Genomic DNA, 11,887 nt, shown 5'->3' on the forward strand with positions numbered 1-11,887 from the left:
AGGTCCTGGCTCCGGCGCGGCATGCCGTCGCGCTCATGAGCATGGCGATGGCGGCGCTCGCCGGTTGCGCGACGCCGCAGCTGCAGCAACCTGCACCGATCACGGCGCAAGTGGTGCAGATGCCGCTGCAAAGAGGCTGGTTCGACGGTGAGGTCGTTTTCTACGTCACCACCGACGTGTCCGACGCGGAAGTGGCGGCAAAGCACCGCGCCAACTTCGCACCGCGTCTGGCTGATGCCCTTCCCCGCGATCCAGTCACGCCCGGCCAGCCCTCGTCGGTGGACAAGGTCTATGCCGTCACCAACTTCGAGCAGGGCAGTGTCTTCGCGTCGGCGCCGCTGCCGATGGGACCGTCGAACCGCGACCGCGCGTACAGCCCGCTGTGGCGGATGATCACGGTCACGTGGGCGGTGGGGCAGACGCCCCGTCAGCTGGCCTCCGAGGAGCAGGTTCTCGCCGCCGCCGAGTCGGGCGCGGTGCGTCTTCAGACGACCAACGTGGTCCTGAACTGCCCGATCGTGCACCGCGGTTCACGCGGCGGCCTCGACGGCGTGTCGCTGCCTGGATCCCGGCGCTGAGATTTGCGTGGGGATCGCTCGAGGTTCGCCCCTCCGACTACCCCTGGCGCCCGTTCAAGCTTTCGTACCACTTCGGCGCGCGCGAGGCGGACCCGCCAACTGCGCCGCGCAACAGCCCCCCCGTTGAAGAACTCTGGCGTAGTCGACGGGCAACGCGAGGTCCTCGAGGATCGTGCAATCGAAGGCAGCCCCACCCGCGCAGGCGGTGTCGCAGCTCGAGACGAACCCCGCCAGACTGCGCTCGAGTTCCTGCAGTTCAAGCAGCTTCCTGCGCACTTCGGTCAGATGCACGGAGGCGATGTCGCGCACCTCGACGCATGGCCGGTCAGGCTGGTCCGCCAGCCCCACCAGTTCGCGCACCTGGTCCAGCGAGAAGCCGAAGTCACGGCACCGGCGGATGAAGACCAGGCGCCGCACCGCGGCCTCGCCGTAGTGCCGCTGACCACTCTCGGTCCTCGGGGCGGCGGGCAGCAGCCCCACCTCTTCGTAGTAGCGAACGGTGGGCACGGTGAGACCGGTCTGGCGCGCGACGGCACCAATGGACAGGGAAGGCGATGGATTCATGCGGTGGGTCCTCTGCCGCCATCGTAGGTCAGCCGCACCCGCCCTTGCAGCCACAGGCGGGCGCAGCGGGGCGCGCTGCGGGCAGGAACTGCGCGAACAACCGCTGCGCATCGGGCTCGGTATCGGCCGGTGACGTGATGGTCAGGACCATCTCGGTCGCGGTCGCTTCCAGTGCGAAGTCCAGGAACGCACAACAGTCCCGCTCCAGATTCACGATCCGCCTGAGTTCGTCCGCCGCATCGGGCCGGTAGACCAGTCGAAGCTCGCGCCCCTCGTGTCGATGCGCCAGCAGACTTCGCTCGGTCACTCCGCGGATCCACGCGAGCCGCGACCCCATGGCCTGCGGGTCCAACGTACAGGCGATCGGCTTCGCCTCAGCCGCGGGCATGGCCGTCTCCACTGGTCCCGCACGAAGTGGCCCGTCGGGCGAGCCGACGGCGCCACCACCACGACGCGAGCCCCGCAAGCCCCAGCGTCACTGCGGCGGCCGCCGCCGGGATGTACTCGTCCGTGGCGACCAGCAATGCCGAACCTGCCGCCAGCAAGGTCGTCGATCCGGCCGCCATTGCAACGATGCCACCGGCAAGAGGAATGGCGCAACAGGCGGCACATGCCGCTCCGATGCCAAGCACAGCTTTCCAGGGTCTCATGGTCCGTTCCAGGAAAGTGGGCACGACGCCCACCACGCAAAGGTAGGACCTCAAGTAGCTTGAGGGGCAAGCGATTTCTCGCTGAACGCTCGCGCCGCCACAATTCCCCGATGGACCTGCTCAAGACCTTCGCCCTCTTCGTCGGCACGGCCCTGGCCGAGATCGTCGGCTGCTACCTGCCCTACCTCTGGCTGAAGCAGGACCGCTCCGCCTGGCTGCTGCTTCCCGCGGCGTTCAGCCTGGCCCTGTTCGCCTGGCTGCTCTCGCTGCACCCGACCGCTGCAGGCCGCGTCTATGCGGCCTACGGCGGTGTCTACATCGGCGTGGCGATCGTGTGGCTCTGGGCCGTCGACAAGGTGCAGCCGACACTGACCGACTGGATCGGCGTTGGCGTGAGCCTGCTGGGCATGGCCATCATCATGGTCGGGCCCCGGCTGATGCGATAGCGAGCGCCAAGGACGTTGAGCTCAGGGCATGTTCACCTGGGCGTACAGCAAGTCGAAGCGCCGGTCTGGATCGGCGGGCACTTGTGCGTTCCGTAGGAGCAGAACACGCAGCAGTCGCCCGCCCTCGGACGCAGCACCGTCTTGCAGCGCTCACACTCGTAAAACCACTGGCATGCGTCCGTCGGCATGGTTTCCTCCTTCGCGTGCCCGCATTGCGGACACGTGAGGACCGACAGCAAAACGAGGCCACTCACGTCAGTGAACCTGCTGCACCGACGACGGGAACCCGGCGTCGCCCGTCGCCCGGGTCAGGGCTTCGGTCGATGTCTTCGCCGGATCGAACGCGACCACCGCGCGCTTGGTTTTGAAGTCGACCTTGGCGCTACCCACGCCTGGCACCTTCTCCAGGGCCTTTCGCACGGTGATCGGGCAGACAGCGCAGTCCATCTTCGTCACGTCCAGCGTGACGGTGCGGGTATCCGCGGCCATGGCACACAGCGACATGAGCAGACCGGCGATCAGGAGCGAAATCGACTTCATGGGATCACCTCAGTAGAAGAGTGGCGCGTACAGCGGGAACGACATCAGCACGGCTGCCAGGACCGCGACGGTCCAGAGAATGACCCGTTGGCGCCGACGCACCGCAGGGATGGCACAGGCCTCGCCGGGCGCGCAGGCCTCGGGCGAGCGGTACAGCTCGAAGAACGCGTAGCCGAAGAAGACCAGCGCCGCGCCGATGAACCAGGGCTGGTAGACCTCGAGGGCGACCAGGCGCGAACCCCAGGCGCCGCCAATACCGAGCACCACCAGCAGCAGCGGACCGGCGCAGCAGGCCGATGCGCCGATCGCGGCGGCAAAGCCGCCGAGCATCGAGCCGGAAGTGGTCCAGGGTCGTGACACGAAGGGTCCCATGGGCTTGGAATCGCGTTAGTCTAGGTACGTACCTGAGTACGGAGTCAAGCCCATGATGGAACAGATGACGATCGGCCAGCTGGCCGCAGCGGCAGGAGTCAACGTCGAGACGGTCCGCTACTACCAGCGGCGCGCGCTGCTCGCCGCACCGAGCCGCCCGAACGGCGGCATCGGCCGCTACCCAGCCGCAGCACTGACACGCCTGCGCTTCATCAAGCGCGCGCAGTCACTGGGCTTCACGCTGGAGGACGTGCAGGCCTTGCTGTCGCTGGACGATGGCCGGAACTGCGCTGCAGCGCGCGAGATCGGCGAGCACAAGCTCGCCGAGGTGCGGGATCGGCTGCAGGCTCTGCGAGTTCTCGAAGCCGCGCTCACGGACCTGGTGACCCGGTGCTCGACGGCACGGCGCAAGGTGACCTGTCCGCTGATTGCTTCACTCCTGACGCCTGAAGCGTCTAGCGCTTGACCTGAGGCGCATCGAGGCATTCAGCGCCGAGCCGGTCGGCTGATCGAGCCGACCACCAGCGCCGAAGCTCCCAGCCGTCGGCCGTGCGCCCTCATGCCGCGTTCGGCGCCTGAACCGGCATCGGGTCGGTACCGAGTACACCACCGGCTTCCCCGACACGAGCCTGCGGCCGCCTGCGCATCAGGCGGTAGATGGCGGGAACGACGAACATCGACAGCAGCGGCGCCGTCACCATGCCACCGACCATCGGTGCGGCGATGCGCTGCATCACCTCGGAGCCAGTGCCGCCGCCGAACATGATGGGCACCAGCCCGGCGATGATGACGGCGACCGTCATCGCCTTCGGCCGCACGCGCAGCACCGCACCTTCGCGGATCGCATCCATGAGGTCGGCATCACTGCCCAGCCCGCGAGCCAGCCGCGCCTCCCACGCCTGCTTCAGGTACAGCAGCATGATCACGCCGAACTCGGCGGCCACGCCGGCCAGCGCGATGAAGCCGATGGCGCCTGCCACGCTCAGGTTGTAGCCCAGCAGGTACAGCAGCCAGAAGCCACCGATCAGCGCGAAGGGCAGTGTCGCGAGGATCAGCAGCGCCTCGTCGAAGCGCCGGAATGTCAGGTACAGCAGCACGAAGATGATGCCCAGCGTGAAGGGCACGACAACCTTGAGCTTGGCGGTGGCGCGTTCCAGGAACTCGAACTGCCCCGACCACGAAACCGAGTAGCCGGGCGTCAGCTTCACCTGTTCGGCCACAGCCTTCTGCATGTCCAGCACTGCCGACTTCAGGTCGCGCCCACGGATGTCGACGTAGACGAAGCCCGCTAGGCGAGCGTTCTCGCTGCGCAGCATCGGCGGGCCGTCGGTGATGCGCAGCGCCGCTACGTCGGACAGCACGATGCGTGCGCCGCGCGGCGTGAGAACGGGCAGTTGGCGCAGCTTCTGCAGCGAGTCGCGGACCTCGCGCGGGTAACGCACGTTGATCGGAAAGCGCTGCAAGCCTTCCACCGTCTCGCCGACGTTGTCACCACCGACCGCAGCACTGATTACCGACTGCACGTCGGCGATGTTCATGCCGTAGCGGGCCGCTGCGTCCCTGTTGATATTCACGTCGACATAGCGCCCGCCAGTCAGCCGCTCAGCCAGCGCACTGCTGACGCCGGGCACGCCCTTCACGGCCTTCTCGATTTCGCCGGCTAGGCGGTCGATCTCGGCCAGGTCGGTGCCGGCCACCTTGATCCCGACCGGGCTCTTGATGCCGGTGGCCAGCATGTCGATGCGGTTGCGGATCGGCGGAACCCAGATGTTGGACAGGCCGGGCACCTTGACGATGCGGTCCAGCTCCTCGACCAGCCTGTCGCTGGTCATGCCCGCGCGCCACTCGTTCTTTGGCTTGAACTGGATCGTGGTCTCGAACATCTCCATCGGCGCCGGGTCGGTGGCCGTCTCGGCGCGGCCGGCCTTGCCGTAGACCGATTGCACTTCCGGCAAGGTCTTGATCAGCCGGTCGGTCTGTTGAAGCAGTTCGGCCGCCTTGCCGGCAGACAACCCTGGCAGTGCGGTCGGCATGTAGAGCAGGTCACCTTCGTCCAGCGGCGGCATGAACTCACCGCCGATCTTCAGGATCGGCCAGGCTGTGCTGGCCAGAAGCAGCAGCGCCACCGTGATCGTCGCCTTCGGCCAGGCCAGCACGCCGTCGAGCAGCGGCCGGTAGATCGCGATCAGCGCGCGGTTCAGCGGGTTGCGCCGCTCGTCGGGGATGCGCCCGCGGATCAGGTAGCCCATCAGCACCGGCACCAGCGTCACTGCCAGCCCGGCCGAGGCCGCCATTGCGTAGGTCTTGGTGTAAGCCAGCGGCGAGAAGAGGCGCCCTTCCTGCGCCTCCAGCGTGAACACCGGGATGAAGCTCAGCGTGATGATCAGCAGCGAGAAGAACAGCGCCGGCCCGACCTCGACCGCCGCATCGCCGACCACACGCCATTGCGCTTCGCCCTTCAGGTCCTCGCCGGGATGTTCGTGGCGCCAGGCCTCGATGTGCTTGTGCGCGTTTTCGATCATCACCACCGCCGCATCGACCATCGCGCCGATGGCAATCGCGATACCGCCGAGCGACATCACGTTGGCATTGACGCCCTGGTAGTGCATGACGATGAAACTCGCCAGGATGCCCAGCGGCAGCGTGACGATGGCCACAAACGCCGAGCGCAGGTGGAACAGGAACACCCCGCACACCAGCGCGACGACGATGAACTCCTCGATCAGCTTGTGGCTCAGGTTCTCGACGGCGCGCTCGATCAGGCTGGAGCGGTCGTAGGTCGGCACGATCTCCACACCCTTCGGCAGGCTGGCCTGCAGCGAGGCGATCTTGGCCTTCACCGCCTCGATGGTCTCCAGCGCGTTCTTGCCCGACCGCATCACGATCACGCCACCGGTGGCCTCGCCCTCACCGTCGAGTTCACCGATGCCGCGCCGCATCTCCGGGCCGACCTGGATGCGCGCCACGTCACCCAGGCGCACGCTAACACCCGCATCCGTGGCACTCAACGGAATCTTGCGGAAGTCGTCCAGCGTCGCCAGCAGGCCCGACGCGCGCACCACGTACTCGGCCTCGCCCAGCTCCAGCACCGACCCGCCGGCCTCCTGGTTGGCGTTGCGGATCGCGTCGATCACCGCGCCGTGCGGCACGTTGTAGGCCGCCAGCTTGTCGGGGTCGAGCAGCACCTGGTACTGGCGCACCATGCCGCCGACCGAAGCGACCTCGGCCACGTTCGGCACCGTCTTCAGCTCGTACTTCAGGAACCAGTCCTGCAGCGCACGCAGCTGGCCGGCGTCCATCGTCCCGCTGCGGTCGATCAGCGCGTACTGGTAGATCCAGCCCACGCCGGTGGCGTCCGGCCCCAGCGCCGGCTTCGCGGCGGCGGGCAGCCGCGACTGCACCTGGTTCAGGTACTCCAGCACCCGCGAGCGCGCCCAGTACAGGTCGGTGCCGTCGTCGAACAGCACGTAGACGAAGCTGTCGCCGAAGAACGAGTAGCCGCGAACGGCCTTGGCGCCCGGCACCGACAGCATCGTCGTCGTCAGCGGATAGGTCACCTGGTTCTCGACGATGCGCGGTGCCTGCCCTGGATAGGGCGTGCGGATGATGACCTGCACGTCCGACAGGTCGGGCAGCGCATCCAGCGGCGTGCGCTGCACGGCCCACAGGCCCCAGGCGGTCACGATCACCGTGGCCAGCAGCACCAGGAAGCGGTTGACGATGGACCAGCGGATCAGCGCGGCAATCATCGCGATGCTCCCGGGGCGGCGGCGGCCGGCGTGACGGGCGCAGACGGCGGCAGCAGCGTCAGCGTGGTCACGGTCGGCCCATCGGTCGGATCGACGTAGAACTCGAAGTCCACGCGGTCACCCACCGCCAGGCCGCGCGGCCGTTGCTTCAGCGGCGGCAGCTTGAACTCCATCGTCATCGCGCCCATGCCGGCGCTGGTGATCGGGCCGTGGCTCAACGTGACGCTCTCGCGGTCCAGCGACTCGATCAGGCCCTGGGCGCTGTGGCGCTGGGCGGTGTTGGCCGCCGTCGGCGCCGGCTGGTTGTTGAGCCGCGCCTCGACACCCTTCAGGCTGGCTTCCGAGTCGATCAGGAACTGCGACGAGACGACGACACGCTGGCCCGCCTTCAGGCCGCGCTTGATCTCGGTCTGGCCGCCGGTTTCCAGGCCGGTCTCCACATCCACCGGCGCAAACCGCCCGCCCTCTTCGGCCACCATCACCACCGCGCGGCGGCCCGTCTGGATCACCGCCTCGGTCGGCACCAGCAGCGCCTTCCCCGCGCGGGTGTCCATGAACTGCATCGTGACGAACAGGCCCGGCACCAACTGACCGTCGGGATTGGCGAACTGCACGCGCGCCTTCAGCGTGCGCGTGCCGGGGTTCACCTCGGGCAGCAGCGCCTGCACGGTGCCGCGGAACACTGCCCCCGGCACGCCGGGGCTGCGTGCCTCGACCTGGCTGCCGGGGCGCACCAGCGCGGCCTGGCTCTCGGGAAGCTCGGCGTTGGCCCAGACGCTGGCCAGTCCGTTGATGCGCGCGAGCAGCATCCCCGGCGCCACCGTCATGCCTTCGCGGGCGATCAGCTCCGCGACCACGCCGCTCGACGGCGCGACGAGGGTGATGCGCGGCTGCACGCCCCCCGCCGCATCGACGCGCGCGACCTGGGCCTCGCTCATGCCGGCGAGCAGCAGGCGCTGGCGGGCGGCGGCGATCAGCCCGGCATCGCCGGCGGCGAAGCGCCTGACGGCGAGGTACTCCTCCTGCGCCGCGACCCACTCGGGCACGTAGAGCTCGGCGAAAGGCTGACCTGCGCGCACACGGTCGAGCGTCGCGCGCACATGCAGCTTCTCGATGTAGCCCGTCGCCCGGGCCTGCACCACCGACTGGTCGCGCTCGTTCCAGGCGATGCTGCCGACCGCGCTCACCATGGGCTGCAGCACGCCTTCGACCACCTCGGCCGTGCGCACGCCGAGGTTCTGCTGGATGCGCGGGCTCACGGTAACGGTGCCCTGGTCGTCGCCGCCCGAGCCGCCATAGACGGGCACCAGCATCATGTCCATGAAGGGCGACTTCGCCGGCGCGTCGAAGCGCTTCCCCGGCACCATGGGGTCGTGGTAGTAGAGGACCGGCTTGCCAGTGGCAGGATCGATATCGCCTGCCTTCAGCCCCTGCTTGATGTGGCGCCGCGTCGCGGCCTCGCCCGCGGCGATGCTGCTGGTCGGGTCCTCGGCCTCCGCCGAGCCGGTCGCGGGGGTTGCAGCGCCGCCCGACTGCCCCATGCCGCGGTGCATGCCGGCCTGGTAGAGCGCATAACCGCCCGCTGCCAGCGCGGCAGCGGCGCCGATGGCGATCAGCGTGTGTCGAGTGTTCATTGCGCGGCCTCCGGCTTGCCTTGGGCGCCGTCGTGGGACGGCAGCAAGTAATAGAGTTGGGCCCAGATCCGGGCTCGGTCCAGCTCGATGCGCAGGCGCTCCGTGCGCACATCGATCTCGCTGCGGCGGGCATCGAGCACCGCGGTCAACGGACCGGACCCCGCGCGATACGACGCCAGCGCGGCTTCGCTGCGCTGAGTCGCCAACGGCAACAGGGAGGCGTCGTATCGCCCCAGCCGCTCCTCGTGGCTGCGCCACTCCTGCAGCATGGAGCGCACCTCGGCTTCGTGGGCGCGCTGCAGTTCCTCCCGGCGGGCACGAGCCTCGTCGACGCCGGCCAGCCGTGCTGCCAGCTCACGGTCCTGCCGGTTCTTCTGGTCCCATTGCAGCGGCACCGAGAGATTGATCGACACCATGTTCGAGTAGGCCGGCCCACGCTGGCTGTACTGCAGCTCGACGCTCCAGTCCGACGACTTTGCGGCGCGCGCCACGGCGGCCTCGCTGTCGGCGATCGCCGCCTGTTGCGCTGCAGCCGCGATCTGCGGATGCTGGCTCAGGTGCTGCGGCAGTGCACCCTCGGTCCATGCAGGCAGGGTTAGCGCGGCGCGTGGTGCCAGCGGCTGCGTCGCAGACTCACCGACCCAGCGACCGAGCTGCGTGATCGCCACCGCCACCTGTCGCTCGGCCTGCGCGAGCCCATCGCGCAGTTGCTCGGCCGAACCACGAGCAGCGAAGACCTCCACCTGCGAACCCTTGCCGCTGCGGTACAGCGTCTCCGCGGCCTGCACCTGGAGTTCGGCCTGCGCGATCTGCGACTGCAGCAGGTCACGCAAGGATTCCTGGTACGAGCGTTCGAGCCAGGCCAGCGCGGTGTCACGCTGCAGATCTGCGATGGTGGCCTGACGGGTCACCTGGGCCAGTTCGATCTCGCGCTCGGCCCGGCGCACGCGGGCATTGCGCTTGTCGGCGCGGGTCAGCTCCTGCATGACACCGACCGAGCGCATCGTCATGAAGTCGCGGGTGACGCTGTATCGGTCCGGGCCGTCGATCGGCAGGTTGTTCAGGCCGAGCTTGAGCACCGGGTCGGGCAGCTGGCCTGCGGCCGAAGCCGTCTCGCGTGCGGCCCGTGCCTGGGCATCGGCGGCGGTCACAAGCTGCGAGCGCCCCGCGGCCTCGGCCACGGCGCGTTCGAGAGAAAGCGGCGACTGCGCCAGCGCAGCCTGGGTGCCCAAGGCCAGGCACAGCGCGATCGACGTTGCCAAGCGGAGGCCGTTGCGCCTCCGGGGCAGGTAGCAATTCATGGGAACTCCTGAAGTCCGGAACCGGGCCGCGGCTGGGCCGCGACCGATCAAGCGGGCGACTTCAGGAGGTCAAATGCGATAGCAGCAATGCGCGATGCTGTGCGCGAGCGGCGGGGGTCGACTTCGCAGGCGCTCGTCCTCGGCCCAGGAACTCAGGCTGGCGTCCAGCCGTTCGCTGAACTCGACGGAGAACAGAGAGGGAAACGCCGTCGCCGGCACGAAGACCGGCGCCACGTGGTCGACCACCTGATGGGTCGAACCGAACTGGCAATGCTGCATGCACAGCATCGGCTGCTCGGGATCGAGCGCAACACCGGCAGCCATCATCTCGGCGCACGGCATGCCCGCCATGTCCTGCGTCGGCGCATCAGCCCCACTCGTCGCGGCCGGGCACGCATACGCAGCGATGGCAACCTGCGCGAACAGGACCACCATCGACAGCATGCCGATCACGCGGACTCGAAGGCTTCTGCTGAAGGTCACGGTCAGGACAATACCTGAAACCGCAATGGCCTACGCCGTTGACGGCACCTGTTCATCGCCTGCGCCTGAATGCCACAACCTTTCCCGAGTCTCTGGGCAACGGGTGGAGTGGACCGTCGCCCCGCAGAGCCGTGTGCGCGACCCTGGTGATCGTGACGTCGACCTGCCTTGCCACAACCGAACGCCACACCGCTCGGACCGCACCGGCGACCAACAGCCAGGCACCTCCAACCGCGACGGCGACACCTGGCGCCGCGTTTCCGACCCCCCAGACCGCACCCATGCTCAGCAGGACAAGCGCGCCGAGATCCCACCCGCGCAGCAACCGCGGTGGATCGATCTCCACGTAGTTCGCCGCCTCCAGCGTCGTCCAGTTGATGAGGGCGACCACCGTCGGGGGCCCGCCGCCGACGGACTCGATCACCGTGACCTCATGGCCTCGGCGGGCCGGCATCGTGCGCGTGTAGATCGTGAACTGGACTTCCTGGCCGGTGTCATCGCGCAGCCAGAGTTCGTAGCGGTCGCTCGGGCCAGGCGGGCGCCGGTGGTACAGGTGGACGTTGGTGTGGCGACGCAGATCGACGATGCGACCCCGGATGAGTTCGTGTTTGGGCATGGCCTGCTCCTCGGACAGAGAAGCTGAGCCTTTGCCCGAACCGGGCCGCGTCAACCCCATCCAGGCGCGCCCCAGCCCCGCGGTCGACCTCGATCGCGACTGTGGTGGGACTGCAGGACCGCTCCAGTGCGGGCCACAACCCGGCGGAAAGGCCAGGCCACAGGCCGCGACCCGGACCGCGACGGAGCCGCGCTTCGGCTGTACTCCCGTCGCAGTGGAGAGCGACAAGCCGCACCGACAAGCCGACGTGCGCGTCGGTTCGGTACCTGAGGCAGGAATCGACGCCGTCAACACGAGTGAACGAGGTGCTGAGGCCGATTGGAGGCACACATACCGGCACTTTTGGGGTTTGCAAGTGCACGGTCGCCGCGGACACTGACCTCGCTCACCGCCGGTAGCTGGCCCACCGAGCGCATCGCGCGCTGAACCCAGCCCTGTCGAAGATGGCGCAACTCGCGCCCCAGTGTTGCGACGCATGCCGTCGCCACGTCAAGCACCGCGCCTGCCGCCTCGAGCGGCTCGCGCCGAGACGGTGACCTGATCACCGTGAGCCACGAGCTCGAACCCATCGACGACTGCACGCAGCGTGCAGTCGCCCTAGTCCCCAGCCTCGCACCCACGCCATGACATCGGTCCTCCGCGCATGCGCTTCGCCTCGTGCGAAGCCGGCGCGGACCGCGTGGACGGCCCCGCGCGTCCGCCACGGAGCGGACGCAGCCAGTCGGGCTGGCGAGGCCCTGAGTACGCGGTGCCACAGAGCACCGCGCCGAGGGTCAAGCCCTCGGATCGCCTCCGGTTCTCTTTGAACCGGGCTTGGCTCGTCCCGATGGACGGGCCGGCACCTTCACGCGCCCGACGCGTGCTGGCTGGCGATGACTCTTACGCACCTCCGTGCGGCCGAAGGCATGCCTTCCGGCCGCGAACCCTGGCAGCGACAGCGGCGACTGGAAACCG

General features: G+C 68.5%; 13 protein-coding genes. 3 read left to right on the forward strand and 10 right to left on the reverse strand.

Annotation, left to right across the window (positions count from 1 at the left end):
- The coding region (locus AAG801_RS35125; RefSeq protein ID WP_341892579.1) for a hypothetical protein at positions 1 to 578 on the forward strand (578 nt) is incomplete at its 5' end.
- 54 nt (positions 579 to 632) lie between these two features.
- Here AAG801_RS35125 and AAG801_RS35130 read toward each other — a convergent pair.
- Positions 633 to 1,142: a helix-turn-helix domain-containing protein gene (locus tag AAG801_RS35130; RefSeq protein WP_341892580.1), complete on the reverse strand. Its 510-nt coding sequence runs from the start codon at positions 1,140 to 1,142 to the stop codon at positions 633 to 635.
- A 28-nt stretch (positions 1,143 to 1,170) separates the two neighbouring features.
- Positions 1,171 to 1,530: a hypothetical protein gene (locus tag AAG801_RS35135; RefSeq protein ID WP_341892581.1), complete on the reverse strand. Its 360-nt coding sequence runs from the start codon at positions 1,528 to 1,530 to the stop codon at positions 1,171 to 1,173.
- 372 nt (positions 1,531 to 1,902) lie between these two features.
- On the opposite strand from AAG801_RS35135, the gene AAG801_RS35140 reads away from it, so the two are divergent.
- Positions 1,903 to 2,238, forward strand: coding sequence for a YnfA family protein (locus tag AAG801_RS35140; protein ID WP_341892582.1), 336 nt, complete (start codon positions 1,903 to 1,905; stop codon positions 2,236 to 2,238).
- Positions 2,239 to 2,270: 32 nt separating this feature from the next.
- Here AAG801_RS35140 and AAG801_RS35145 read toward each other — a convergent pair whose 3' ends face one another.
- From AAG801_RS35145 to AAG801_RS35155, 3 genes are read right to left on the reverse strand one after another with little or no spacing between them, the layout of a single operon-like run.
- Positions 2,271 to 2,492, reverse strand: a complete 222-nt coding sequence (locus tag AAG801_RS35145) for a GDCCVxC domain-containing (seleno)protein (protein ID WP_341892583.1) — start codon at positions 2,490 to 2,492, stop codon at positions 2,271 to 2,273.
- 1 nt (position 2,493) lies between these two features.
- Entirely contained in the window at positions 2,494 to 2,778 is a 285-nt protein-coding gene (gene merP, locus AAG801_RS35150) for a mercury resistance system periplasmic binding protein MerP (protein ID WP_341892584.1), read from the reverse strand.
- A 9-nt stretch (positions 2,779 to 2,787) separates the two neighbouring features.
- Positions 2,788 to 3,138: a mercuric transporter MerT family protein gene (locus AAG801_RS35155; protein ID WP_341892585.1), complete on the reverse strand. Its 351-nt coding sequence runs from the start codon at positions 3,136 to 3,138 to the stop codon at positions 2,788 to 2,790.
- A 64-nt stretch (positions 3,139 to 3,202) separates the two neighbouring features.
- Here AAG801_RS35155 and AAG801_RS35160 point away from each other — a divergent pair, with 64 nt between their 5' ends.
- Entirely contained in the window at positions 3,203 to 3,616 is a 414-nt protein-coding gene (locus tag AAG801_RS35160) for a MerR family DNA-binding protein (protein ID WP_341892586.1), read from the forward strand.
- Positions 3,617 to 3,707: 91 nt separating this feature from the next.
- On the opposite strand, the gene AAG801_RS35165 is transcribed toward AAG801_RS35160, so the two are convergent.
- From AAG801_RS35165 to AAG801_RS35185, 5 genes are all read right to left on the reverse strand, one after another.
- Complete coding sequence (locus AAG801_RS35165) at positions 3,708 to 6,899, reverse strand: efflux RND transporter permease subunit (protein WP_341892587.1); 3,192 nt, start codon at positions 6,897 to 6,899, stop codon at positions 3,708 to 3,710.
- Complete coding sequence (locus tag AAG801_RS35170; protein ID WP_341892588.1) at positions 6,896 to 8,533, reverse strand: efflux RND transporter periplasmic adaptor subunit; 1,638 nt, start codon at positions 8,531 to 8,533, stop codon at positions 6,896 to 6,898. The genes AAG801_RS35165 and AAG801_RS35170 overlap by 4 nt, the downstream gene beginning before the upstream one ends.
- Positions 8,530 to 9,795 (reverse strand): TolC family protein, encoded by a 1,266-nt coding sequence (locus AAG801_RS35175; protein ID WP_341892589.1) that lies wholly within the window; start codon positions 9,793 to 9,795, stop codon positions 8,530 to 8,532. The genes AAG801_RS35170 and AAG801_RS35175 overlap by 4 nt, the downstream gene beginning before the upstream one ends.
- A gap of 108 nt (positions 9,796 to 9,903) precedes the next feature.
- Positions 9,904 to 10,287 (reverse strand): hypothetical protein, encoded by a 384-nt coding sequence (locus AAG801_RS35180; protein WP_341892590.1) that lies wholly within the window; start codon positions 10,285 to 10,287, stop codon positions 9,904 to 9,906.
- 82 nt (positions 10,288 to 10,369) lie between these two features.
- Positions 10,370 to 10,933, reverse strand: coding sequence for a hypothetical protein (locus tag AAG801_RS35185; RefSeq protein ID WP_341892591.1), 564 nt, complete (start codon positions 10,931 to 10,933; stop codon positions 10,370 to 10,372).
- Positions 10,934 to 11,887 lie beyond the last annotated feature (954 nt).

The organism is Variovorax sp. YR752, from assembly GCF_943372545.1.

Bases quoted from the DNA above. Each gene is read 5' to 3' on its own strand.
- AAG801_RS35135 (WP_341892581.1), bottom strand. From the start codon at position 1,530: ATGCCCGCGGCTGAGGCGAAGCCGATCGCCTGTACGTTGGACCCGCAG.
- AAG801_RS35140 (WP_341892582.1), top strand. From the start codon at position 1,903: ATGGACCTGCTCAAGACCTTCGCCCTCTTCGTCGGCACGGCCCTGGCC.
- AAG801_RS35130 (WP_341892580.1), bottom strand. From the start codon at position 1,142: ATGAATCCATCGCCTTCCCTGTCCATTGGTGCCGTCGCGCGCCAGACC.
- AAG801_RS35160 (WP_341892586.1), top strand. From the start codon at position 3,203: ATGATGGAACAGATGACGATCGGCCAGCTGGCCGCAGCGGCAGGAGTC.
- AAG801_RS35185 (WP_341892591.1), bottom strand. From the start codon at position 10,933: ATGCCCAAACACGAACTCATCCGGGGTCGCATCGTCGATCTGCGTCGC.
- merP (WP_341892584.1), bottom strand. From the start codon at position 2,778: ATGAAGTCGATTTCGCTCCTGATCGCCGGTCTGCTCATGTCGCTGTGT.
- AAG801_RS35170 (WP_341892588.1), bottom strand. From the start codon at position 8,533: ATGAACACTCGACACACGCTGATCGCCATCGGCGCCGCTGCCGCGCTG.
- AAG801_RS35165 (WP_341892587.1), bottom strand. From the start codon at position 6,899: ATGATTGCCGCGCTGATCCGCTGGTCCATCGTCAACCGCTTCCTGGTG.